We start from the raw sequence: 24,462 nt of genomic DNA on the forward strand, positions 1-24,462 counted from the left end.
ATATTTATCCCACAAACAAGTCAGTTCTCTTTAGTTACTGATTGTAAACGAGTAGCTTCCCGAACCTAAGGGAATACTGACCTGACCATTCGCCTGACTGACGCCTTTCAATTGGGCAACGGGCTTTCCATTTTCGCTGATTTGGCTAAGGCTCCTGGCGGGTAGATAGAGAGTCGCCGTGGTGTTGGCCGGAAGCGTTGTTTTATAGGTCCAGTTCGTTCCATTCCATTTCCATTCACTGCTGATCCGTCCATAAATTGAATCGTAATACCCTTTGGCAAACGTCATTTTATGGGTTGGGTCTGGCGTTGGTTTCAGGACGATCTCACTAAAGCCAGCCTTATTTGGATCTCGCTGAATACCTAAGGAATGGTTATACATCCAGGAGGCTACGGCACCAAACGAATAGTGGTTGAAGGAATTCATACTGTTGTTACCCCCAAATCCATTCTCAACGGTGTACGAATTCAGGCGTTCCCAAATAGATGTTGCTCCATTTACTACTGAGTAAAGCCACGATGGATAATCCTGCTGCTGCAAGAGCGTATATGCAATAGCTGAACTGCCATTTTCTGACAGGGCATCGGTTATGGAAGCCGTACCGATAAAACCGGTCATCAATGAATAAGCGGGACGCTCAATTCCGCCATCATCTTTGTTTTTTCGCTCGATTGTCTCGTTCAAATACCGGGCAGCAAACGGTTTATTTTCGTCATTGAACAAACCCAATGCCAGCGGAATAGCATAGGAAGCCTGGGTATCAATTAATTGACCCTTATCCGACTTTTGGGCGTTCTGATGCTCATTAGGCGGACCCATAAAGCCCGTTTTTACGCCCGATTTAATCGTTTTGTGGGTGGTTTTGTCCACATAAATCTCGTTCCATGCAGTTTTTATTTCGTTTTGTCGTTTCACGAATTGAGCCGCATCATCGGGTTTACCCAGGATGGTTGCCACCTTACCCAGAATTTCCAGATCGTAGGCATAATAAGCCATCCAGAACAACGTATTGTCGTTTTTATTGCCTTCAGGACTTAGCCAGTCGCCTAGCGGGCCTTCATTCAGAATACCCGTTTCTTTCTCCACTTTTGTTTCTAAAAACTGGATATAGCGCTTCATGGCGTCGTAATGCTCTTTCAATAGCGCGACATCACCATATTGACGGTACGTTTCCCAGGCCACTACAATCCCGGCACTTCCCCAAAGTGTACCCCCAAACCCACCACCCATTGGAGCAACATCCGTAAATCGCCCATTTTCAGCTTGCACATCCCGCATAGCCAGCAGATGTCTACGCAGAAACAAATCGGCGTTGGTTAGGTAGGTTGCACTTTTGGAGAATACAGAAATATCCCCGCTCCAGCCCATGCGTTCGTTACGGGCGGGGGTATCGGTGGGAATGGACAGGAAGTTACTACGAAGCGACCAGGTAATGTTCTGCCACAGTTTATTGACTAACGAATTCGACGTTTCGTACTGTGATGACAAGGCCGTAATGGAACTGATCACCAATCCTTTTACATCGGTTATTGGAATGGCTTTTTCAATGCCGGTTAGCTCCAGATACCGGTAGCCGTGAAAAGTGAAGTGAGGCTGTGTGGTTTCGTCACCCCCTTTCAGAACATACATATCCTGGGTGAGGGCCGCCCGGATGTTTTCCATCATGACCATGCCCGTGTTGTCTTTATATTCCGCCAAATTGGGGTACTTCACTTCGGCGTAGCGCATTGTAATGACTTGTCCCTTTTTGCCGTTTTTGATCATAATCTGCGGAAATCCCACCATGTTTTGTCCCATGTCATAGACAAACACGTGGGGCCGAACTTCCTCCACCTTAAGGGCGGGCATGGTCTTGACCAGACTCGCGTTATTACCCATTTGCCCAACGAGTTTAAAGTCGGTATACGCTAACGTCGATTTCCGTCCCAGGAAGTCGGTAAAGGTTCCATTATAGGCAGTTCCTTCCAAAGGCACGTCAACCACGGGTTTCCAACTCGCGTCGTTATAGGTGGGGGTTGTCCAGTTTTTGACCAATGCTTCTTTGGTAGCATCATACACTTCGCCCTGAAAAAACGAACCATATCGAATAGGCCCATCGGTAAATAGCTTCCATTCTCCTGGATTGGACGTAACGATTTGCTCCGTTCCGTCCGTGTAGGTAATGACCATCTTACTCAGCAACGATTGGCGGTCACCGAAGTAATTCCAGCTTTCGCCACTATACGTGATATTGCCGCTCCACCAGCCTTCGCTCAGCCAGGCTCCCAGTGCATTCTTTTGCCCGGATTTCACCGCACTGGTGATATCATAGGTTTGGTACATATGGTGCTTGTTGTACTGAGTCAAACCTGGGTTGAAGTAATCATTACTTACCCGGTTTCCATTCAGGTATAGTTCATAAATACCCCGTGCTGTTACATACAAGCGAGCTTTGGCGATGGGTTTAGCCTGTGTGGCGAAGGTGTTCCGAAGCATGGGAGCCGCATTTCGACTCGGGTTCGCAAGGACCAATGCGCCACCTTTAACTGTATACTGGCCATTCCCGACGGTTAAGTTGCCTGATTTAAAGATACCTGTATAAGGCTGATTGCGCAGATTCTCGGAAAATAACGCATTGGATGGATACCGGAAATTTCTGATTTCTACCTGCGAAAAGTGAGCCGTTTGATTGGCGGGAACCTTAAACCCAATATCGGCTACCATCGGAAAGCTAATGAAGTTATTTCCACTGCCAACCGGATTAAGGTTGACCCCCCGAGGCCCGAAGCGGGATGGTGGTCCTTCGGTTTTTTCCTTGAGCTTATTGGCATCTTCCTTTCCGTCTACGAATAGCTCAAACAAGCCGAAATTACATTCGGCCGTTACCGTATGCTTCTCGTATTTAGTTGCATTGTTGATGAGCGTCTGAGGAATGTCGAGACTTTTGAATGGCACATCTGCTTTATCTGTTTTCGTGTAGCCAACCCGATACATATTGAGTTTGGCTAAGCCCGTTGGTGAATCATTGACCGCTGAAATATCTAGTTCAAATGCGATATAGCTCTGGTTTTGGCCATTTTCTACCCCCAGGATATTCAAATCTTTGGTCATAAGCCTCCGGTCATTGCCCCCAAAAACAAAAGCAGCTTTGGTCGAGCTGGTTGCTTTATCCAGTTGAATACCAAACTGGAACTTGAATACCGACAGGTAATGCGAATAGAAAACCAAATCGTTATCGCCCCCACCAATCCACTTGGCTCCCGACCACGCAGACATACCAGGATTCATCAACCCAGTTTCAAACCAGGACGTATTGGTGGCCGTCTGTCCAGTATTATCCCAGACCGTTACTTTCCAACTGTAACGAGTGGTGGGTTGAAGCGAACTACCGGCATATTCTATACCATGTGAAATGCTAGAGTTTACTTTTTTTGAATCCCAGACGATCTGATTTTTGGCATCGGTTACAACGATTTGCCAGGCTTTTTGGGCATAACCCCGTTTAGCATCCAGCGCCTTCATTTGCCACGAAAAATGGGGATTGGTCTGATCAACCCCTAAAGGCATTGGCTGATAATCAACGGCCAGATTATCAATGAAAATGGCGGCAAAGGCATTGCCAAAGCATATGAGGAAGAGCAGAAACGGTAGGGTAAAGGCTTTCATGGTTATCTTGTTTCCCAGTAATAAGGAGGTTGCCTACTTTCTTAAGACGATTTATATAGGCAGAGATTCCTAAATTCTATTATATCATTTTGATACAATGATAAAAAAGGAACATGATTTATCAAATCTTTTATTGTACCATTTTTGCAGAACAAACGGCGTGAAGCGTTTTAGTCGTAAATAGAGAGTTTCGCTGTAAAATTTGCGTAGCATGCTTCGTCAGAACGACCCTAGAGAAATAAGTCCTCAAGGAGAAGGGTTACTAAAAGGGATTGCCGTTGATCCGGTAATTTTTGGCTTTCATGAGGATCAGTTAAAAGTGCTGATTATTGAGCATACGAATACGGGGTTATATGCCTTACCTGGAGGCTATATTCAGGAAACGGAAGATTTAGATGAGGCTGCTAAACGCATATTGACTATGCGGACGGGCTTGAGCAATGTCTACCTGGAACAATTTCACATCTTCGGCAAGTATGATCGCAATGATCCTGAGGTGGTAAAAAAAATCCTGATTGGCCAGGGATTCACGCCAACCGAAGGTCATTGGAGCCTGAAGCGGTTTATTTCGGTTGGGTATTATGCCCTTGTTGATTATACCAAAACCAGGCTCACCACTGATCCAACAACAGGCAGTTGTGAGTGGTATGAATTTGATAAGATTCCGCCGTTAATTCTTGATCATCGGGCCATCATCGACAAAGCTCTAGCTACCCTGCGGAATAATCTTGACCAGATGCTGATTGGGTTTAATCTGTTGCCTGCTCTTTTTACCATGTCGGAATTGCATACGTTGTACGAAACCATTCTGGGCAAAAAATTAGTCGGCCCTAACTTCCAGCGTAAGATGCTAAGTCTGGGAATTCTGGAACGGGTTGACAAGAAGAAAACCGGTAAAGCGCATAAATCTCCCTACTTGTATCGCTTCAAATCAGAAGGCTCATTATAAAGAGTTGGCTAACCCCAATACGTCGTTAGCATGGGTTTGGGGAGGTTAGGCAGATAACTCTTCGTAATCAATTTCCATAAAATCAGCCACGCCCGTTAGCCAGTTATGCTGCACAAACTCGGTATGATCTGGATGATTTGTATACGCATCATAAAGTGCCTGAGTTGCAAATTTCATGGATAGGCCAAAATCAAAATTGTTTTTAGGGCTGATTTGCTTTAGGCAGGCGAAGTTTAATACGCCTGGAATGGCGGCTAGTTTTCGGGCCTCCGCAAAGAAATTCTGCTCGTCAACAGAACCGTTTGGATAGTTTAACGAAAAAAAGACGGTATGAGTAATCATAGATGAACGGTCTTTAAGAGGTAGCTTTTAGGTGTTTAGTTGAATCCGTCGTAATAGGCTAGTGCACTAACCAACTCATTAACGGTAATTTTCTTTTTGGAAAAGTTATTGGGCAGACGCGTCGGTGGAACGGCCAAAACGTTCAGAACTGATTTCCGGGATAACTGAACAGGCCGAAGAGGTGTATTATCCTGTTGCTGAATATAAAAGCTCTTTTTTCGCAAATACGTACCATCAAATGATTGCTCCAATGTATAGGGTTCGTTGCTCACTGGCCGAAACGTGCATTTGTACTGGGCTAACAGACGGGTTTTTCCTGCATATAACACCCGATAATAAATGCGTTTAGCTTTGTTGTTAAGCCGACTAACAAACTGCATATCATTGATGGTGAAAGCCTCCGGCGAAATCACATGTGGAACTGAATCACCTGGAAACTGGCAGAGGACCTGATTGGTCAACAAATTATACGCAATACCGCAGGGTATGAAGCTTTGAGAACCCACTACCTTGAAGCTGCCAATCTGCCAAATGGGATAGGTCAGGTATTCGCTACCCAGATAAACCGTTTGGGAAAGCCCCTGTTTTCGATCCGTTCGATTAATCAGTAAACCGCTGGGGTCTGTATATGATTGACATATCGTAATGACCCGCTTCTGGTCGTCCTGCGAAACGACACATTGCCCATAACTAACGACTTGTAGTAAAGACAGCAATACGATAAGCAGACGTGAACGGGTCATCGTAGAAATAAAAAAGCAGTGAAGAAACGGCTCGGGATAACTTCTTTTGTGGAAGTAAGCGAGGAATTTATGAGAGCATAGGGTTTATACGAATCGCTGCTTTACACCCAGTAAAAAAGGTATAAAGCAGCCGCTTCGTAATGGTTGTTTTTTGAAGCTTAACTCAGTGCGTTCCGACAAAAGGCCACACATTTCTTCACTTCAGCTACCGCATTTGAACCCTCCGGTACCTTATACTCCAACTCGACCGTAGCGGGGAAGTTATATTTCTGGTCACGCATTAGCTTCAACACCGCGAGTAAGGGGGTATCGCCCTGGCCCCACGGTAAGTTTCCCTTGCCGTGATCAGCGGTTTGACGGTCTTTGATATGCATACTGGATATACGATCATGCTTTTGCTTGAGAAACACCAGCGGGTCGGGGTTTCCGGCTGCTACATAATGGCCTAAGTCGAAGTTAATGGCATTCCCCGGCGATTGGGCAAGGGCCGTATCCCAGAACGTAGGTGTTTGCTGTTCATGCCCATGATAGCCTATCCGTAGGCCCTGTTTGTGCGCCATCGTCCCTAATTTAAGGGTTTGGGCATCATTGCTCGGATGCTCTACTGTGACCTGATTGGCACCCAGCAGTTTAGCTGCCTTCAAGCCGTATTCAATCTCGGCGTCCGAATTTTGCATGCCAAACGTATCAGGCTTAAATCCGTAAATTTTTACCCCGGCCTGATTATACATTTTGCGCACTTGTTCAAATTTATCCATAGGTGCCGAGAGTCGCCATTTGGCTACACTCTCCCGGTACGCTTTCATTTGCGCATCTGCATCGGCTAGTTGTTTCTTTTCGTCTTCGGTGAGTTCCTGTTTCTCCCGTCGTTTCCGCATCAACGGAAAAATAGCCTGCATGTTAACCGAATTTTTTGGCGCACCGGCAAATGATTCGGCAGGGCCACCCATCAATTCAATGGCACTTATTCCAGAATCCAGTACGTACTGTAGAGTAGCTTCGGCACTTTGGTCGGGCATATCCCGAAATGAATAGGTGATGATGCCAATCTGTACGCCGTCGATCAACGAATTCGGTTTATCGCCAAGGCTACGGATAAGGGCTGGCGCGCCAAACACTTTTTGGCTACCAACAACTGCGGTTGACAGAAGGGCTGCCGTAGTGCCTAAAAACTGACGGCGTGTAGGTTGATTTTTCATGGTTTAATGCTGTATAATGGATTGGATTTCAGGAATATAAAAGCGTTTATTGTTGCGAAAATACTTTTAGCTGAGCCATTGACCACGGAATTTCATCCGGCTCATTTGCTAAGCTCTCGCGCAATTGCATCCTTAGAAATTTAGCTTTAACCCCATTCAACGAAATGGTATTATCGCCCTCAACACCCTTTACTTCGGGTAGTGCTTCCCGCCAGGTTTTACCATCAGAAGAAACCTCAATAGCGAACGCTCTGGGGTAGTTCTGGATAAATGGTATTGTCATGGTTGCCATCGGTTGTCCCGGTTTTGGCCGCCAGCCTTTCTTTATCGTTTGCGATGCGGTGAAACGCAATTCGGCTACGTTGATCTCTTTGGGAAATTCAAGTTGATACCACATACCTTTTTCCTGTCGGCCACCCGTCGACCAGCCCTCGTAGGTAAAGGCACTTGCGGGCGAGACATTGCCGCCAATCCGGGTAGATGCCGTATGGCTAGCCGTTGTGGTCAACGATTGTGGTTGTAGTTCATAAGGTGTTGATTTCAGGAGTTGAGCATACTGATAGGCTCCTTTTTGATCCGCCGTTTTTTTACGAACCGTTGCTACCTGTTGCGGTGAAATCAATGACGCATCATTTGACAGTCCATTCCGAATGTACGAAAGCACGTCGGCTACCCACTCATCGGATTGCTCTTTCATACTGGCCATCATGCCACCAGAGTAGGTTTTACCGTCAATGGCGCCTTCCAGACCATGCAAAACAACGCGAATTGCGTATTCTGGATGCGACTGTATGTGTTGCGAACCCGCTAAGGCCGGAGCTAGCAATCGTCCGTTTCCTGCCGATGTGCCCATCCCGTTATTTCCATGGCATTGCGAACATAATTCGTTGTAAATCAATGCGCCACGCTCCACTTGTGCTTTCTGATTGGCACTTAGTTCTGGCGCCCCGAATGGACCCATATTCCGTTGCTTTGGCGGGGTCAGAATTTGTTCACCAACCAGTTTGACACCCGCAGCTTTATTGATGGTCATAGCCGACTTGATACCATCTTCTAATCCGGGTAGTTTCAAAAACTTGGCGGAAAGCATAGCCTGAATCTGAACGTCGGTGTCGGTATCGGCTAATGCTCGTTTATAATCAGCTTCCAGCGGAGTGCCGCCTGCTTTGTAAAGACTTTCTCCTGCACGAAGCGCCTGTATACGTAGGCGGGGGTTGGTATCGTTCAATAGTTTTTGCACCACACTCGTTTTTAGTGCGCCAAGCCCTTCCAGTGTCCACAACGCGTGCGTTCTGGACAGTGTATTTTTATCTGTAAGTGCCATTGTGGTCAACTGGGGCACTACAGACAAATCTTTCCGCTGCACCAGAACCTGTTGGGCCAAATCGCGCCACCAGCCATTAGGGTGTGTTAGATGCTTCACTAAATCGGCCGACTATTCCGTATACATGTTGGGGCGAGTTTTATCCCGTTCTTTACCCTCGTAGGTAATGCGCCAGATTCGGCCCAGACCCACGACTTTATCTAATTGATACTGCTCTATTTTAGTCCGCAGATAAGTACCCTTTTGGGTCCATTGGCCTTCCTGAATAATGCCATGATACATATCCGTAATGTACAGCGTACCGTCAGGAGCAGTGGTCATATCAATAGGACGAAACAGTGGATCGGTCGAACGCAGGAACTCGGATTGTTGATCCTGGTAAACGTTGTGCAGTGTAGTCAGGCCCTCGGTTACTACTGGCTTGACCTGGCGAACAATTCGGGCTACGGGTTCACCATAAAAATACTCGCCTTTTAAGTCGGCAGGAAGTCGGTCACCACGATACACATCATTCCCGGCGGCCCCTGTTACGTGATTCAGTGAGCCATCAGGTTGGCGAACCTCATCCATGCCACCCTGCATGTCGGCCAGTTTTACGGCAGCACCCCAGGGTACGTCAAAGCCTTTGGCAAATTCGTTGGGTACTTCGAAATTACCGTAGTGGATGGGGAACTGGAAATAAGAAGGCAGGCCACTTGCTCCACCCTGAAACCATAATTTACCGTCATCATCGTGGGTAATGCCCCATTGAGCCCTGTTAAAGCCTGTTTTCTCACGAATGACCCCGTTGGGTGTTTCTCGTACCCGGAACGCGTTAACCGTGCTGTATAGCCAGTTGTCCATTCCCCAGTACATAAAAGCCTGCTGATGCTCCACATTGCCCGAACGCCCATATTTATTGGTAAACAGTTCTTTCTTATCGGCCTTACCGTCGCCATTGGTATCGGTGTATTTGTAGACATTGTCGGCATCCGATTCCATTGTCAGAATGCAGTCTTTGCCATAAGGCAGCACAAAGCGGGGAAAAATCAGGTTATCGACAAAGGCTGTTCCCGTTTCGTAGACGCCATCGTTGTTTTTGTCTTCCCACCGGGAAATCCGGCTTGTTGGCTTCAACTCGTCTTTTGAGTCGGCCGTGAGCATATACGTTCGAAGTTCCAGCACGTACATCCGTCCATTGCCATCGAAGGAAATAGCAGCTGGTTGCTGTATGGCGGGTTCGGTCAGAACAGGTTCAATTTTGTAGCCCGGTGGTAATAGAAAAAGCTTAGCCTCCTCCGCTGGTGACAAGGGCTGAACAGGTGCTTTAGCCTCTAAATCAATGCCTTTCCAATCCGGGTCTTCGGGGTTAGCGCCTTCTGGTAATTTGAGTTTAGGAAGAGTATCAGCAATAAAAACGTTCTGCTGCAGTCTAATTTGCCGGATTGGGTCAGAACCAATAAATGACGATAAGGCAAGCGCGATCAGGGCGATTACCAGACTACTAATAGAGATAGATTTTAACATAGTATCGAACCCCTGTTTCAACATAAAATCTAGCCTAATTTCCGTAAACTAGCTAATCAAAGCAATACTTTTTCGTGCGAATGTACAACTTCAATAGACTATCGAAGGCTAAACATCGACAGATATACCGTTTTAGTCGATAAATCAGTGTTCTTGGGTGCAATGAGGAGATAAGAGTTGACATAGCTAACGGCAACTGTTGATCAACGCATTCTCTGCACAGGTTGGGAATGAGCAGGAGAATAGTCTAGAAAGAACGAACGTGGAGCCAGTTATTGACCAAATTGATGGGCCCATTGATCACCCTATGAGGATTGATATAGGGAGGTTCGTGAAGACCAGGAAAGCCTTTGGCGATACTTACCCGCGGCTGAGATGGCCAGCCGCCTGTTGAGCGTGAAGTGGTATCGGCTCCTATAGGAACCATAAAGCGGCTAGTGCTCGCCAATTTAGTTTCTATAGATTCTTTGGGTTCTATTATGTTGATAATCAGAATGCAAAGAACTCAAAGAATCTACCGCGCAGGTGGCCCCAAGAAACAATGGAATCCAGTTTGGCCAAGTACTAGTAGCGTATTCATATTCATCCGTTGATAAAAAAATAAGGGCTAAATGCCCTTAATAAGTAGAACTTATCAGTTCAATAAAGAAAGGTGAACAGCACTTTGACTAAAGAGTTACGAAAAATGCAAGAGCCCTACTGCAAAGTCATGCTACACAATGATTATACCGAACAGAATAGATTACTCCATATGACTCGATTCAAGAGCGCCAAACCGGCACTTCCTCTATCGGACTGACATTTTTATGATTATGGAATTGGCAATACTTTGCTTTCCTTAAATGTAGACATGATCACCATCGTTTGGGTACTGGCCACCTCATCAATTTCGTTGATGACATCGAGCATCAATGCCTGATAAGACGAAATGTCTTTCGCAATTACTTTCAACAGGAAATCGCCTGAACCGGTAATGTGGTGGCATTCGATGATTTCAGGGATTTGATTAACCCGATCCACGAATGACATGGTGGTGTCCTTTTTGTGACCAACCAGCGTGACCATAACGAAGGTGGTAACGCCCAGGCCAATTTTTTCACGGTTTAGCTGCGCATGGTAACTCTGAATAATGCCCGAGGTTTCCAGTTTTTTTACACGTTCGAGTGTAGGAGCGGGCGAAAGGCCAATTTCTTTTGAAAGCTGTGCGTTGGTAATTTTAGCGTTGGCTTGCAGAATCTCTAATACGTTGCGATCTATCTGATCTAATTTATGAATTGACATAAATGGAGGTTGTCTGTTGAATTAATTTATGTGCAGAACACTGCAAAGCTACTATCTTTTACGATAGAAAATTCTTTAAAACCTTTGAATTTTCAGAAAAGTCGAAACAAATGTTGCTAATATGCACCATAAACGGCACAAAATTAAGATTTATATAGTAGTTGCCAAATCCTATTTTTATCATGCGGTATGCATAATAATCCGTTACTCTTTTCTACAAAACAGCTTCTTGGATTTAATAGACTGATTATCGTGGAATAAGTAAGCCTTATGGACGTCTCTGTGCGGTATACTAGAGCGTATAGTTTTTAGATTCTAGTATACCGAATCACATTAACATTCGTATTTAGTAAGAATGGTAAGTAGATCGTGTTTAACCAGGTAAACGATATAAGCGATGCTGGCTATATGAAAATGCGGAAGAAAGAAAATCTGCCAACAAAAACTTGCCCAGCCTGCAACCGCCCGTTTAGCTGGCGGAAAAAGTGGGAAAAAAATTGGGAGCATGTCATTTACTGTAGTGATGCATGTCGGGGAGTTAGTAAGCGGCTAAAAACAAGCCTAAATCCCAGTATATAGGTTGTCAAACTCGAACTATAGCTACTTTTGTTGATTAACCCATTCTCGGTAATGCGTTCAATTGTTTATTCTTTCCTGCTGCTTACCATTTTTGTCTGGGGTAGCTGCCGTCAGGCAAAGCCCGTTCCTGTGGTTACAAGAAGGCCTCCCGTAAAGGCAGCACGTCCACAAGCTGGCCCAACTTCCCCCGTTGTTCAAAAGCCAGTTGTGGTTAAGACTACGCCACCTAAACCAGCAACCGTAGTGGTAACCGCCCCACTCGATTCTCTCGAAACGGAGGAGGAAACGTATCCAACACCACCACCGCCCAAACGTGAATTCCGGGCAGTATGGATTGCAACCGTTGATAATATTGACTGGCCAAGCAAAAAAGGATTGCCGGTTGCCGATCAGCAGCGCGAAATTCTGGCCATGTTTGACATGCATCAGCAAATGGGCCTGAACGCAGTGATTGTGCAGATTCGGTCGGCGGCCGATGCATTTTATGCAAAAAGTTCAGAGCCCTGGTCGGAGTGGCTAACGGGCCAGCAGGGATTGGCACCCGATCCCTTTTATGACCCGATGGAATTTATGATTGAGCAGGCGCATCAGCGTGGACTTGAGTTTCATGCCTGGTTCAACCTGGATCGGGCAACGTTCAGTAAAAATGCCAGTATAGCCCCAACCAATATCGTTTATCGAAAGCCGAACTGGTTATTAACCTATGGTGGTCGTAAACTCTTTAACCTCGGTATTCCTGAAGTCCGTTCCTATGTAGCTGGCATTGTGGCCAATGTAGTACGGGAGTATGATATTGATGGAATTCATTTCGATGATTATTTTTACCCCTATGCTGAACCCGGCCAGATACTACGCGATGACAGCGTTTATCAGGCTAATTACAATGGGATGACCAAGGCCGATTGGCGCCGTGATAATGTAAACAAACTCATTGCTGAACTTCGGGACTCAATTCGGGCTAATAAGCCATGGATAAAATTTGGGGTTAGCCCCTTTGGCATCTGGAAAAACCAGAATAATGATCCCCAGGGCTCAGCTACCAATGGCGGGCAATCGTACTATGACAATTATGCTGATTCCCGAAAATGGGCGCGGGAAGGCTTAATTGACTACATAGTACCCCAGGTGTATTTCAGTTCGGAATTCGGGCGAGTACCGTATAAAAGCCTTGTAGATTGGTGGACGCGCAATACGGGTAAGGCACATCTGTATATTGGTCATGGCGCATACCGGGTTGGCCGAGGATCTGAGCGTGACCCAGGCTGGTCTCGAGCCACAGAATTTCCAAATCAAGTACGTTATAACCGCCAGCAGCAGGCGGTACAAGGTAGCGTATTGTTCAGTGCCAAAAACTTAAAACTCAACCCGCTGGCATTCCGGGATTCGCTGCAAACAAATTTCTATCGCCACATGGCCTTAGTACCTACTATGCCCTGGCTGGATAGTATTCCGCCCATGCCTCCCCGCGACCTGAAAGCGGCTATCATACCAGAAGGAGTAGAACTATTCTGGCAACAATCTGCCGAAGCTAGTGATGGGGATGGTGCCACTTCGTATCTTATTTATCGCTTTGAAGGAAGGCACCCGCGTCTACGCTTAGATGACCCCCGTCATATTGTAGCCCATTGCATTGGCGAGTCCACGACCCGTTTTGTCGATAAGACCGCTGATCCTAAGAAGAAATATGTGTATGCTATAACAGCCATAGACCGGCTTAAGAACGAAAGTCGGGAGGTTATTATAAAGGTACAGTAGTTACTGCATTACATTATCCATAACCTCGCCAATTGGGAGGGCATTAGGGAAAAAGCTGACGAGCTTAAGCAGAATGCCTTCCACTACGGCATCCGGGCAAGAGGCTCCACAGGTAAGCAATACCGTAACCGGATGAAAATCATCTGGTTGGGGTAAGAAGTTCTCCGTAACGACTTCCTGTTTCGTATGCCCATCGAAATGGCGAATAAGCTTATCGGATAGGATTTTCTGTTCCGATTCAATGAAATAGGTTGGTAGTTTCTCTTCGCAGAGTTCAACGATATGCGAGGTGTTGGATGAGTTATAGCCACCGGCTACAATGGCAAAATCGGCCCGGTCTGGAGGAGCAGGATAGGTGAGTAGGGTATAAGTAGCGTCCTGGTTATCGTTGGTCGCATAGCATAACGTGTCTCGGGTATTGGCAAAGTGCGCTTCGGTTGAATCAGTATCCAGACCAAACTTCTGGATCATTACCTGCTTTAAATAATCGGCAATGCTTTGTGTATCAGAGGCCAACATGGTGGTCTGGTTCACTACGCCAATGCGATCCAAATCACGGGTTGGGTCAAATTCCGCCGAATATTGTCCGGCGAACTCAGCGTAAAATTCCTCGGCAGGTAACTCGCCCAGAATGTATTTTGCCAGTCGTTGGGTCTGAGCCATGTCTTTTACGACAACCGTTGGAGCTGCTTCTTTACTGTGCGAAAAGGTAGCGCGCGTTTCTTCATGACTGGGTTTGCCATGGACAATAACTGTATAGTTTTTTTGTCCAATCTGTCCGGCTTTGTTCCATACTTTTTCAACAAATGGGCAGGTAGTATCATACTTAGCCACATCCAAGCCTAGAACTGACAATTGACTCTGCGTTTCCAGGGTTGTCCCGAATGCCGGGATAATCACGACATCATCAGACTTAAGCTCAGACCACGGAATAAGTTGACGCCCGCTGGTATCCATAATGAAGCGCACGCCACGATCCTGTAAATCTGCATTGACATCAGGATTGTGAATCATCTCACTTAACAGAAATATTCGCTTGTCAGGATTTTCGGCAATGGCTTTATACGCAATTTCAACCGCATTTTCGACTCCATAGCAAAAGCCAAAGTGCCGGGCAATCAATATCCGAATTGGACCAAAATCGAGCAGGGTAGGGGTGAAGTCGCGCTTTAATTTATCCCGTTTCCGTCGAAATTCTTTCAGCGGAGTGATGATGCTACTGCGATAATATTCAGGTATATCAAACGATTTCATTACTAAGCGAGCAAACGGGTAGCCGCTAACGTAGTTAGGCTGACCCTAATAATGGTTATTACTACTTGAAGAACAGAAGCCTAAAACGCTTCGTTCAGTACAAAGTTAACGCCAAACGGTATTGATGTGTAGAAGAAGTCTCATACCCAAATAACTATGCCTAAACGCTTGCTGAAGTACAAAAACTACGATGTTCATAGCATTACGACGATTGCGAACGGAAAACAGAACGCAAACATCGTAACTTGGGTGACCCAGACGGCAATGGATGGCAAGGTGCTCGCCCTAGCTCTATATAAAGTCGATTATACAATAGAGCTGGTTCGCGAAAGTGGTATGTTGAACCTGAACCTGTTAGCAACGGACCAAACCCGCCTGGTTCGAAAGCTTGGTCAGCAGTCAGGTCGTCATCAGGATAAATTTAAAAACCTGCCCTTTGCCCTGGATGATCGCGGTTGCCCCTATTTAACGGAAGCTATCGGCTATGCTCAATGCTGCGTTATGCACAGCACTCATGCAGGCGATCATGAGTTATTCATCTGCGAAGTCGTCAAGCAGATTGTTCTCAATCCTGATAAAGAGGTGATGACCAATTCGTTTTTAAAGGAGAAAAAACTGATTCGCGGGTAAATAAGGGCTTTCAATTATATTTGGCTATCGTTGTTACAACCTCCTCTAAGCCAATTTATTGCTCATGCTAACTGCCAGTGTTTCGCCTGCCAACCAGTGGTCATGGTGGCAAAAAATCCTATTTCGATTCTGCTGTATTTATGTATTACTGTATATGACCCCCTGGACATGGCTCGGCGATATACCTATTTTGGGGTTAATTGGTGAGTACTACGGTAAAGCGGAGGCACAACTGGTTAATCTGGCCAACACCTATATTTTTCATGTAAAAGACGTACTCGTTCCGCTGAATGGTAGCGGAGATACATCGTATGGATACGCTCAATTATTTTTCTTTATCCTGACAGCTACTACGGGATCAATCCTTTGGGCGCTACTCGATAGACGCAAAAATTACGACATCGCTTATTACTGGCTACTGGTACTTATTCGGTACTATGTTGCCATGGTGGCGCTCCGGTACGGAATTATCAAGCTCTTTGGGCAACAAATGATATTTCCATCAATGAGCGCGCTGGCCACTCCACTCGGCGATTTATTGCCTATGCGTTTCTCGTGGTATTTTATTGGCTATTCAACGCCGTATCAGTTTTTTTCGGGAGCTGTTGAGGTGCTGGCGGGGGTACTACTCTTGTTCCGCCGTACCGGCACGTTAGGCGCATTTATAGCTGCCAGTGTGTTTCTCAACGTAATGATGATGAATCTGTGCTATGACATTCCTGTTAAACTGTTCTCTATTCACCTGTTTATATTCAGTAATTTACTGTTGGTGGGGGATGCGAAACGCCTGCTTAATTTCTTTGTTTTCAATAAACCAACGCAACCCACTCCTCCCCTTACGCTGCCTCGAACATGGATGCGAACGATGCAAACAGCGCTGAAAGTCGCTTTTGTTGGATTATTTTTGATAATGCCGCTCTTTGGCTCCTACCAGAGAGCATATGGGGTGAGTGATTCTCCCAGGATTCAAATACTGACAAGTGGCTTTTTCACCGTTGACCAATTTAAGGGCAATGTAGCAGATAGTTTACGCTGGAAAGATGTTGTTTTTGAGGCAACTAACTCGGGCAGTATTCAAACCGCCGACACCTTACTCCGGCAGCGATACCGCAGGGGTTATTTCAGTTATACACTTGATTCGCTTAAGCAAACGATTGACTTTAAAAAGTTTGCTACGGATTCTACGGCTCTATTTTCGATGGGCTATACTATGCCTGATACCAATCATATTGTATTGCAGGGTAAAATTCGAAACGACTCAGTTGTAGTCGCTCTTAAACGTCAGAAGCGACATTTTCAATTGGCTGAACGGCAATTTCACTGGCTCTCCGAAGCAAACCGGTAATAGTGGAGCTAATAATCACGCCAATTTTTTAAACACAGAGGCCCTAAGGACACAGAGACTTAAAATATTAGTTTTATTATTTTAGCTCTGTGTCCTTAGGGCCTCTGTGTTTAAAATCAAATTAATTAGCTTCTGCTACAGTTCGAGGACTTTGCCCAGAATATCGTCTAAATATTCCCGGGAATTGGCCAGACGGGGTACTTTATGCTGGCCACCTAATTTGCCTCGCTGCTTCATCCAGGCATAGAACGTACCCGGTTGGACGACATGGATGCGTGGGCGTTTGAGTACCATATCATTATACCGTTTGGCATCATAGTCGGAATTGACTTGCCGAAGGGTTTCGTCAAGAAGTTGATTGAAACGTTGCTGGCTATCTGGCTCCTGCGTAAACTCAATCACCCATTCATGGCAACCGTTGGCGCCATTGCTCATGTAAACAGGCCCGGCAGTGTAGTCGGAAATAATGGCACCCGTTGCTTCGCAGGCCTTTGTGATGGCTGTTTCAGCATTTTCAACGATGACTTCTTCGCCAAAGGCATTGATGAAATGCTTCGTACGTCCACTCACCTTCAGTCGGTGCGGATACAGGGAGGTGAAGCGGACTGTATCGCCCACTCGATAGCGCCATAAACCTCCGTTAGTTGAAACAATGAGGGCGTAATTTTTATCTAGCTCAACCTCGTCAATGGTCAACGCCTTCGGAAACTCCTGGTCAGCTTCGTGAATAGGCACAAATTCATAGAAAATGCCGTAATCGAGCATCAGCAGCATTTCGCCTACGCGACTTAAGTCATCCTGAATGGCGAAGAAACCTTCCGACGCATTATAAACTTCCTGATACCGAACGGTTTTTGATGGGAAAACCTGATGCTGGAACAACTCCCGGTAGGGTTGGAAATTAACTGCTCCGTGCATCATGACTTCGAAATTCGGCCAGACTTCCAAAATATTCGACTTGCCCGTGCGAGCCAGAATTTTGTCAATCAGCACCATACCCCAGGTTGGCGTACCCAATAAACTGGTTACGTTTTCCTGTGAGGTAATTTCCGCCATTCGCTCCAGTTTAGTTTCCCATTCGTCCATCAGAGCAACTTCAATAGAGGGCGTTCGAATGTACTGAGCCCAACTCGGCAGGTTTTTCATAACCACTGCCGATACATCGCCAGTGGCGCTGTTGGTCCCATATGGATTTTGATGAAGGCTACCGCCAATGGAAAGTCCTTTCCCTTCAAACGCCTTGCTATCCGGGTTGTTAGCCACATAGAGGGCCATCATATCTTTGCCGCCTTTGAAGTGGCTTTCGTCCAGCGACTCGGTAGTAACGGGAATAAATTTGCTCCGGGCATTCGTTGTGCCAGACGATTTGGAAAACCAACGAACGGGCGAGGGCCAAAGTACCTTATTTTCGCCCTTCATGACCCGCTCAATGTACGGAAACAGGTCTTCATAGCTCGAAACGGGCACTTGTCGCTGGAAATCTGCGATGGTCTTAATGGAGTTGTACTGGTATTTTCGGCCCCACTCTGTTCGACGACCAGACCGGATCAGGTGGCTGAAAACGTTCTGTTGCACCACGCCTGGTTGCTTCATCATAGCCTCAATGCGCGGTATGCGCCGTTGCAGGAGCCATTTAAGCGTGGTGTTTAGGACAGTCATGGAGCTAAAATATACATAAACTAACCGTGTTGAACGAGTTAGCGAACAAATTTACAACTATTGCGGATTGATTTATATACCGCTTGCCCGGTCAGGATAGTCTGTAATCAGCCCATCAACGCCCCACTCCTTCAATCGGGTCATATCGTCGCGCTGGTTCACTGTCCAGGGAATAACTTTTATCCCCTGCTGGTGTAACCGATTAATTTTATCCCTACTAAGCAATCGGAAATAGGGGCTATAAATATCAGGCTTAAAGCCGAGTTCCTCAATATTATTCTCTGGGCTGCGGAGGTTTTCAACCAATGCAGATAGCCTGGTGTTGGGGTACTTACCTTCGTTGATGCCCTGTTTCCACTGTTTCAATATGGTAAAGTCAAAACTTTGAATTGTTACCCGGTCTGGATTGACCCGATTGAGTTGGTCGTTCGGTAAATGCTTTTTTATAATTGCCTGTACAAGATCGCAAAATGCGGCTGGTTCAGGTTGACTTTTACTATACTCGGATGGCTCGCTTTTGATTTCAATATTATACGAAAATGAGGGAAGGTTCCGGGCTTTTCGATAAGCTTCTGCCTGTTCAATAACTTCGCTCAACAGGGGCTTATACGTTTTCAGCTTTTGCTGTTCTGGGTAAGCTGAGTTGCCTAGTGAACCCACGTCATAGCGTTTGATATCGGCATAATTTATCTGGTACAAGATCAGATTTTTCTGCTCTTTTTTTTCGACTGGCTTTCCATCGGGATCAATGCTGAAGGCTGCGTTGAAATAAGGGTCATGCGAAACGACTACCTGGTTATCCTTACTAATGACTACATCCATTTCTAAGGTTGTAACACCAAGATCAAGGGCTTTCAGAAAAGCGGGGACCGTATTTTCGGGCATCAAGCCCCGGCAGCCTCGGTGTCCCTGCAAATCAAACGTTGGTGATGGCTGAACAAAAGCAAGACCAGTCATGCAGAAAAAGAACAGAAGAACACGCATACGGGTGACTGAAAGGCTCAAAAGTACTACTTCTTTTTAGTTCGGCTTTCTGAATGCTATTTTTCACAACCAGAATTTAGCTGTGTTAGGCCTCAAAAATTGACTGAATGGCCATTATACCTATATTTAAGAACAATTTGTCTTGTTTGAAAAAAGAATATTTTTTGTTTGCTTAGTGCAATCAGTAAACTTGCATTAGCAACGTTTTGCTCACCTTCACGTTAATCATGCGCTACACAAAGGCTATTGTTGTTTCTCTACTTACCATTGTACTCGTTTGGGCATTAAACCGATCCTGGGGAAGTATTCCGGCCTTCGGTCCTTTATTAAGTCCATTTGTAGGGTTTTGGCAAAATGCCGAAGCCGCCAATACTACAGACGAAGAACTCACACTGAACGGTACTAAAGCTCCCGTTACAGTTGTATTTGATGACTTAGCGATTCCCCACGTTTTCGCTCAGAACGACCATGATGCTTATTTCGCTCAGGGGTACCTAACGGCTCGGGATCGGCTTTGGCAGATGGAATTCCAAACCCACGCAGCCGCGGGCCGCGTTTCCGAACTAGTGGGCGACAAAGCACTGGAGCTGGATCGTTTCAACCGCCACCTCGGTATGGGATTCGGAGCCGAAAAAGCCGTAAAGGAAATGATGGCAGATCCTCGTTCCCGAGAGTCGGTTGAGGCTTATACGGCCGGTGTTAATGCCTATATTAATCAGTTGAAACCAGCTCAGTATCCGCTCGAATACAAATTATTAGGGTATGCTCCTGAGCCCTGGCAGCCGATTAAATGTGCTTATTTTCTGAAATACATGTCTGGTGTACTGGCGCTTGGGGCCGATGACCTGAATATGAGTAACGTACTGAAAAAGTATGGTACAGTCGTTACAACGGATCTCTTTCCAGATTACCCATTTCGGGAAGACCCCATTATTCCCGTTGGAACAAAATGGGATTTCACGCCTGTCAAGATACCTGCCATACCTGCCAATTTACTGCCTGATAAAAAGTCGGTAGCGATGAATTGGCCGGAACAGGACCCTACCATCGGAAGTAATAACTGGGCCGTTGGACCGCAGAAGTCGGCTTCGGGGTATCCAATTTTAGCCAACGACCCTCATTTATCGCTGAGTCTGCCGTCAATTTGGTACCAAATGCAACTCGTAACGCCGACAATGAATGTATATGGAGCCACAATGCCTGGTTCGCCGGGGGTTATTATTGGATTTAATAAACAAGTTGCCTGGGGTGTTACGAATGTAGGCGCCGATGTGCTGGATTTTTACCAGATACGTTTCAAGGACGCTACCCGACGGGAGTACTGGCACGATAATAAGTGGAAAGCCGTCAGCCGTCGGCTAGAAGTTATTAAAGTGAAAGGTATGCCCGATGTTGTGGATACCGTTTTGTATACCCATCACGGCCCCATTATGTATGAGGTAGGGGAGAAGCCATTTGCCAAAAATGTTCCGGTGGGTTATGCCGCTCGTTGGATTGCACACGAAGCCTCTAATGATTTCCTGACCTACTACCTGCTCGATCGGGCTAAAAACCATGACGACTATCGAAAAGCGCTCAGCTATTACGGGGCTCCAGCGCAAAATTTCGTTTTCGCTGACACAGCTAAAAATATAGCTATCTCGCCGAACGGACGTTTCCCCCTAAAATGGAAAGATCAGGGTAAGTTTTTGCTGGATGGCACCAATCCCGCCCACGACTGGCAAGGCTGGATTCCGGCGGCCCAAAACCCACACGTAAAAAATCCGCCCAGAGGTTTCGTGAGTTCGGCGAATCAGTCCTCTACCGATCCAACCTATCCTTATTATATTAACTGGCAATTTGCCCCGTCCGAGCGTGGTACGCGAATCAATCAGCGGTTAACAGCTATGAATCAAGCCACACCCGACAGTCTGCGCTCTTTACAAAATGACAACTTTAATCTTCAGGCGGCCAATGCATTGCCGGTATTTTTGCCCTACATCCAGGAGAAATCATTATCTGGGGAGCAGAAAAAGGCACTGGATATCATGAAAAAATGGCGCTATAACAATGACATTGCTGAGATTGGGCCAACTGTTTTTACCGAGTGGGTTCGCCAATACCTGGATGGCGTCTGGAAAGACGATTTCCCAAGCAATGACACAACAACCTTACGTTACCCAAGTTTCGACCGGACACTTCAGTTGGCGGAGAAAGAACCGAACGCTCACTGGTTTGATGACCTGACAACTCCGGCAAAAGAAACAATTGGCAGTGTACTAACACAAAGTTTTCGTGGGGCCGTTGACTCGCTAACCCGACAGCATGGTGCTATGGGTACATCCTGGCAGTGGGGACCACATAAAGCCACTCGTATTACGCACTTAGCTCGATTAGACGCCCTCAGTGCACTGAATGTGCAGATTGGTGGTGGACGAAGCGTAGTCAATGCCACCAGCGAACGACATGGGCCATCCTGGCGAATGGTGGTGGCCTTAGGGCCAACGCCGAAAGCCTACGGCGTGTATCCGGGCGGGCAATCGGGTAATCCTGGTAGCCCTCATTATCTGAACATGCTTGAAACCTGGCGCACTGGTCAGCTTAATGAATTGCTGTATATGCAAACAGCGCAAGACAAAAATCCCAGAATAAAACGGAAACTGGTTATTAAGTAATGCGGCTGGAAACCCGCGATTCTTTAAAAACTAAAACGTACTAAAAGTGGCTTTCCTGCCGCGTTACACAAATGATTCAAATTCTTATTATTGCCGTTCTAAGTCTACTGGCTCAATTCCTGCTTCCTTGGTGGAGTGTGGCTATTGTTGCTTTTCTTGTTTGCTTCTGGCGCAGTGAGCGTGCAGGCCAGTCATTTTTCTATGGCTTTTACGGTATTGCCATTGTCTGGTTAGTGTATGCGTTTATCCTCCATTCACGCACCGACGGGATTTTCACGGGACGCATGGGCGAATTACTCTTTAAAACGAATAACGCGAGCCTACCGGTTATTGTAACGGCGATTATAGGGGGACTGGTTGGCGGATTGGCGGGGCTATCGGGTTACTTTGTCAAACAGGCCTTTGGAAATCAAATCACAAATCGTACCTCGTAAATCGTAAATCCCTATACCTTTGTAGAATAAACTGATAACTAACTGATTCATTTCCTGTGAAGAATGCCTCGTTGATTCTAAACGTCATCCTGACGATTGCCGTAGCTGTATTGTACTACCTGCATTTTAAAGGTGCGCAGCCTGAGTCCTCAGCTCCCACCGTAACAACACCTGCCGAAGCTAAAGGCAAATCTATTGTGTATGTGAATGTTGATTCACTACTAACTAAATACGAATACTTTAAAGACACGCAGAAAGTGCTTGAAAGCAAGCGGTTCCAGTTAGAAAACGACCTTGCTGGTAAAGGCCGGAATCTACAGAACAAAGTTACGTTCTTCCAGCAACGGGCAGCTACAATGACTCAGGAACAGGGCCGCGCTACAGAAGCTGCCCTTCAAAAAGAGCAGCAGGACATCCTGGCCTATCGGGAGCGGGCTGCACAAAGTCTGGCTGTAGAAGAGCAGGCTAAAAACAAGCAGTTGTACGACCAGATTTACGACTACCTGAAAAAGATCAACGGACAAAACAAATATGAGTTTGTACTAGGCTACACAAAAGGTGGTGGGATTCTATTCGCAGATCAGTCTGTAGACCAGACGAAAGCTATTTTGGATGGCCTGAACAAAGAGTATGCGGCTAAGCAAACAAAAAAATAGTTTTTAGTAAATTCCAAAGAGTTGAAACCCGGCTTGTCGAACATACGTGTTCGGCAAGCCGGGTTTGTTTTGAACCAAATCGCAAATTTATTTTCCCGGTATAAACCTCCAGTGAATTTCCGGTGTTCTTGAACTTACCCGGTTACCTTTGTAACCCTATTAACCCATTTTGGCGTACCGAAGCCTGATTATCAACTAGAACAAAGTCTGGCTTCTGACACCATATATCCTACATCCTATATCAGTATATGGCTTCTGCTTCTATTGTTAAACAAGTTGATATCAGAAATCGCCGGGCCTCATTTGAGTACGCGTTTTTGGACAACTATACAGCGGGTATTGTTCTGACCGGTACCGAAATTAAATCGGTTCGGCAGGGAAAAGTGAATTTGCAGGATGCTTATTGCCTCATTCATAACGATGAAATGTTTATTCGGCAAATGAGTATTGCCATTTATACAGAAGGTACCCATTACAATCATGACCCCCTACGCGATCGAAAACTGTTGCTTACCAAGCGGGAGATTAAACGTCTTACCGAAAAATTAAAAGATCAGGGCCTGACCATCGTGCCTATTCGACTTTTTACGAATGAACGGGGTTTTGCCAAAGTTGAAATTGCGCTGGCAAAAGGTAAAAAACTTTATGATAAACGCGATAGCATTAAAGAGCGTGAAGTAGAGCGCGATCTGCAGCGGGAACGGTATTGAAATAGTAATAGGTAAATTAGGTGGAGTAAGTGTAATAGATAAGATATTGACCTTTCGTTAGCTTACTACACTAACTCCACGTAGTTTACCTACTACACTTACTTCACAAACAATAACTAAATTTTCGACAGCTATTGCCGTTATGTGGATAACTCTGTAACTTGCTACCGTACAGAGGCATCTAAACGCGATATGGGTAGGAAAGTATTAGTCTTAAATCAAGATTACAGTGCTCTCAGCATTTGCTCCGTTCCCAAAGCATTCCTGCTGGTTTATTTAGATAAAGCCGAACTCGTTGCCGAATCCGAGCAGTTTATGCTCCGAACCGTTTCTGCCGAGTTCCCGATGCCGACGGTTATTCGGCTTCATCGGTACATTAATCTGCCCTACAAAGGCGTCATGCTCACCCGGCAAAACATCTTTAAGCGAGATGGTCATCATTGTCAGTATTGCGGCACTACCGAAGACTTAACGCTCGATCATGTAATGCCTAAGTCACGCGGGGGCAAAACAAGTTGGGACAACCTGGCTACGGCCTGTAAGCGCTGTAATTCACGCAAAGGGGATTTTACGCCAGAAGAAGCTAATTTAAAACTTCGCCAGAAGCCCTTTAAACCGACATTTCTGGTCTTCCTGCGTGAGTTTTCCGGTTCGATTGAAGAAAGTTGGATGCCATTTCTAGCCAAGAAGGAGAAGGCATTTAAGTAAAGCAATTAGGTAAAGCGGTAAAAGTGAAGTGGGTGGAGTGAGTGGAATATGTCACGTCGAACTTATTCCGCTCACTCCACCCACTTCACTTTTCTACCTTTCTGC

At 45.9% G+C, this 24,462-nt stretch carries 20 protein-coding genes; 10 read left to right on the top strand and 10 right to left on the bottom strand.

The genetic code is table 11. From position 1 onward, the window contains the following. Window positions 1-30 precede the first annotated feature (30 nt). On the bottom strand, window positions 31-3,645 hold the full coding sequence (locus ACYVGO_RS02805; protein WP_460967416.1) for a family 78 glycoside hydrolase catalytic domain: 3,615 nt from the start codon (window positions 3,643-3,645) through the stop codon (window positions 31-33). Between the two features lie 211 nt (window positions 3,646-3,856). On the opposite strand from ACYVGO_RS02805, the gene ACYVGO_RS02810 reads away from it, so the two are divergent. Beyond that, window positions 3,857-4,594 (top strand): NUDIX hydrolase, encoded by a 738-nt coding sequence (locus ACYVGO_RS02810; protein ID WP_142770326.1) that lies wholly within the window; start codon window positions 3,857-3,859, stop codon window positions 4,592-4,594. A gap of 45 nt (window positions 4,595-4,639) precedes the next feature. On the opposite strand, the gene ACYVGO_RS02815 is transcribed toward ACYVGO_RS02810, so the two are convergent. From ACYVGO_RS02815 to ACYVGO_RS02840, 6 genes are all read right to left on the bottom strand, one after another. Next, window positions 4,640-4,936 (bottom strand): Dabb family protein, encoded by a 297-nt coding sequence (locus tag ACYVGO_RS02815; RefSeq protein ID WP_460967419.1) that lies wholly within the window; start codon window positions 4,934-4,936, stop codon window positions 4,640-4,642. A gap of 35 nt (window positions 4,937-4,971) precedes the next feature. Beyond that, window positions 4,972-5,679, bottom strand: coding sequence for a hypothetical protein (locus ACYVGO_RS02820; RefSeq protein WP_460967421.1), 708 nt, complete (start codon window positions 5,677-5,679; stop codon window positions 4,972-4,974). 158 nt (window positions 5,680-5,837) lie between these two features. After that, window positions 5,838-6,878 (bottom strand): sugar phosphate isomerase/epimerase family protein, encoded by a 1,041-nt coding sequence (locus ACYVGO_RS02825; RefSeq protein WP_460967423.1) that lies wholly within the window; start codon window positions 6,876-6,878, stop codon window positions 5,838-5,840. Between the two features lie 46 nt (window positions 6,879-6,924). Then, window positions 6,925-8,301, bottom strand: coding sequence for a c-type cytochrome (locus ACYVGO_RS02830; protein ID WP_460967425.1), 1,377 nt, complete (start codon window positions 8,299-8,301; stop codon window positions 6,925-6,927). Between the two features lie 12 nt (window positions 8,302-8,313). After that, window positions 8,314-9,708, bottom strand: a complete 1,395-nt coding sequence (locus tag ACYVGO_RS02835) for a DUF7133 domain-containing protein (RefSeq protein ID WP_460967427.1) — start codon at window positions 9,706-9,708, stop codon at window positions 8,314-8,316. 810 nt (window positions 9,709-10,518) lie between these two features. Further along, window positions 10,519-10,989 (bottom strand): Lrp/AsnC family transcriptional regulator, encoded by a 471-nt coding sequence (locus tag ACYVGO_RS02840; protein WP_142770331.1) that lies wholly within the window; start codon window positions 10,987-10,989, stop codon window positions 10,519-10,521. Window positions 10,990-11,403: 414 nt separating this feature from the next. Between ACYVGO_RS02840 and ACYVGO_RS02845 the strand changes: the two genes are divergently transcribed. Continuing rightward, window positions 11,404-11,568, top strand: a complete 165-nt coding sequence (locus ACYVGO_RS02845; protein WP_142776580.1) for a DUF2256 domain-containing protein — start codon at window positions 11,404-11,406, stop codon at window positions 11,566-11,568. A gap of 51 nt (window positions 11,569-11,619) precedes the next feature. Continuing rightward, window positions 11,620-13,323 (top strand): glycoside hydrolase family 10 protein, encoded by a 1,704-nt coding sequence (locus tag ACYVGO_RS02850; RefSeq protein ID WP_460967429.1) that lies wholly within the window; start codon window positions 11,620-11,622, stop codon window positions 13,321-13,323. Here the strand turns inward: ACYVGO_RS02850 and ACYVGO_RS02855 are convergent, their stop codons facing one another. Next, window positions 13,324-14,577: a 4-hydroxy-3-methylbut-2-enyl diphosphate reductase gene (locus ACYVGO_RS02855; protein ID WP_460967431.1), complete on the bottom strand. Its 1,254-nt coding sequence runs from the start codon at window positions 14,575-14,577 to the stop codon at window positions 13,324-13,326. A gap of 156 nt (window positions 14,578-14,733) precedes the next feature. Here ACYVGO_RS02855 and ACYVGO_RS02860 point away from each other — a divergent pair, with 156 nt between their 5' ends. Both ACYVGO_RS02860 and ACYVGO_RS02865 read left to right on the top strand, forming a co-directional pair. Further along, on the top strand, window positions 14,734-15,207 hold the full coding sequence (locus tag ACYVGO_RS02860; RefSeq protein ID WP_460967433.1) for a flavin reductase family protein: 474 nt from the start codon (window positions 14,734-14,736) through the stop codon (window positions 15,205-15,207). Window positions 15,208-15,361: 154 nt separating this feature from the next. After that, window positions 15,362-16,552 (top strand): hypothetical protein, encoded by a 1,191-nt coding sequence (locus tag ACYVGO_RS02865; RefSeq protein ID WP_460967435.1) that lies wholly within the window; start codon window positions 15,362-15,364, stop codon window positions 16,550-16,552. Window positions 16,553-16,687: 135 nt separating this feature from the next. Here ACYVGO_RS02865 and ACYVGO_RS02870 read toward each other — a convergent pair whose 3' ends face one another. Continuing rightward, a complete protein-coding gene (locus tag ACYVGO_RS02870; protein ID WP_142770336.1) occupies window positions 16,688-18,211 on the bottom strand; it encodes a GH3 auxin-responsive promoter family protein in 1,524 nt (507 codons plus the stop codon). Window positions 18,212-18,283: 72 nt separating this feature from the next. Then, entirely contained in the window at window positions 18,284-19,195 is a 912-nt protein-coding gene (locus tag ACYVGO_RS02875; RefSeq protein WP_460967437.1) for a glycerophosphodiester phosphodiesterase family protein, read from the bottom strand. Window positions 19,196-19,422: 227 nt separating this feature from the next. On the opposite strand from ACYVGO_RS02875, the gene ACYVGO_RS02880 reads away from it, so the two are divergent. From ACYVGO_RS02880 to ACYVGO_RS02900, 5 genes are all read left to right on the top strand, one after another. Beyond that, window positions 19,423-21,849: a penicillin acylase family protein gene (locus ACYVGO_RS02880; RefSeq protein WP_460967439.1), complete on the top strand. Its 2,427-nt coding sequence runs from the start codon at window positions 19,423-19,425 to the stop codon at window positions 21,847-21,849. 71 nt (window positions 21,850-21,920) lie between these two features. Next, window positions 21,921-22,283, top strand: coding sequence for a hypothetical protein (locus tag ACYVGO_RS02885; protein ID WP_142770338.1), 363 nt, complete (start codon window positions 21,921-21,923; stop codon window positions 22,281-22,283). A 56-nt stretch (window positions 22,284-22,339) separates the two neighbouring features. Next, window positions 22,340-22,939, top strand: a complete 600-nt coding sequence (locus tag ACYVGO_RS02890) for an OmpH/Skp family outer membrane protein (protein ID WP_460967442.1) — start codon at window positions 22,340-22,342, stop codon at window positions 22,937-22,939. A 248-nt stretch (window positions 22,940-23,187) separates the two neighbouring features. Next, a complete protein-coding gene (gene smpB / locus ACYVGO_RS02895) occupies window positions 23,188-23,649 on the top strand; it encodes an SsrA-binding protein SmpB (RefSeq protein WP_142770340.1) in 462 nt (153 codons plus the stop codon). A 192-nt stretch (window positions 23,650-23,841) separates the two neighbouring features. Then, a complete protein-coding gene (locus ACYVGO_RS02900; protein ID WP_142770341.1) occupies window positions 23,842-24,357 on the top strand; it encodes an HNH endonuclease in 516 nt (171 codons plus the stop codon). The last annotated feature ends 105 nt before the right edge of the window (window positions 24,358-24,462 follow it).

This window comes from Spirosoma migulaei, from assembly GCF_054776855.1.

What these genes read in the sequence shown, in the direction of transcription:
- ACYVGO_RS02805 (WP_460967416.1), bottom strand. Translation starts at nt 3,645, where the DNA reads ATGAAAGCCTTTACCCTACCGTTTCTGCTCTTCCTCATATGCTTTGGC.
- ACYVGO_RS02810 (WP_142770326.1), top strand. Translation starts at nt 3,857, where the DNA reads ATGCTTCGTCAGAACGACCCTAGAGAAATAAGTCCTCAAGGAGAAGGG.
- ACYVGO_RS02815 (WP_460967419.1), bottom strand. Translation starts at nt 4,936, where the DNA reads ATGATTACTCATACCGTCTTTTTTTCGTTAAACTATCCAAACGGTTCT.
- ACYVGO_RS02820 (WP_460967421.1), bottom strand. Translation starts at nt 5,679, where the DNA reads ATGACCCGTTCACGTCTGCTTATCGTATTGCTGTCTTTACTACAAGTC.
- ACYVGO_RS02825 (WP_460967423.1), bottom strand. Translation starts at nt 6,878, where the DNA reads ATGAAAAATCAACCTACACGCCGTCAGTTTTTAGGCACTACGGCAGCC.
- ACYVGO_RS02835 (WP_460967427.1), bottom strand. Translation starts at nt 9,708, where the DNA reads ATGTTAAAATCTATCTCTATTAGTAGTCTGGTAATCGCCCTGATCGCG.
- ACYVGO_RS02840 (WP_142770331.1), bottom strand. Translation starts at nt 10,989, where the DNA reads ATGTCAATTCATAAATTAGATCAGATAGATCGCAACGTATTAGAGATT.
- ACYVGO_RS02845 (WP_142776580.1), top strand. Translation starts at nt 11,404, where the DNA reads ATGCGGAAGAAAGAAAATCTGCCAACAAAAACTTGCCCAGCCTGCAAC.
- ACYVGO_RS02850 (WP_460967429.1), top strand. Translation starts at nt 11,620, where the DNA reads ATGCGTTCAATTGTTTATTCTTTCCTGCTGCTTACCATTTTTGTCTGG.
- ACYVGO_RS02855 (WP_460967431.1), bottom strand. Translation starts at nt 14,577, where the DNA reads ATGAAATCGTTTGATATACCTGAATATTATCGCAGTAGCATCATCACT.
- ACYVGO_RS02860 (WP_460967433.1), top strand. Translation starts at nt 14,734, where the DNA reads ATGCCTAAACGCTTGCTGAAGTACAAAAACTACGATGTTCATAGCATT.
- ACYVGO_RS02865 (WP_460967435.1), top strand. Translation starts at nt 15,362, where the DNA reads ATGACCCCCTGGACATGGCTCGGCGATATACCTATTTTGGGGTTAATT.
- ACYVGO_RS02870 (WP_142770336.1), bottom strand. Translation starts at nt 18,211, where the DNA reads ATGACTGTCCTAAACACCACGCTTAAATGGCTCCTGCAACGGCGCATA.
- ACYVGO_RS02875 (WP_460967437.1), bottom strand. Translation starts at nt 19,195, where the DNA reads ATGCGTGTTCTTCTGTTCTTTTTCTGCATGACTGGTCTTGCTTTTGTT.
- ACYVGO_RS02880 (WP_460967439.1), top strand. Translation starts at nt 19,423, where the DNA reads ATGCGCTACACAAAGGCTATTGTTGTTTCTCTACTTACCATTGTACTC.
- ACYVGO_RS02885 (WP_142770338.1), top strand. Translation starts at nt 21,921, where the DNA reads ATGATTCAAATTCTTATTATTGCCGTTCTAAGTCTACTGGCTCAATTC.
- smpB (WP_142770340.1), top strand. Translation starts at nt 23,188, where the DNA reads ATGGCTTCTGCTTCTATTGTTAAACAAGTTGATATCAGAAATCGCCGG.
- ACYVGO_RS02900 (WP_142770341.1), top strand. Translation starts at nt 23,842, where the DNA reads ATGGGTAGGAAAGTATTAGTCTTAAATCAAGATTACAGTGCTCTCAGC.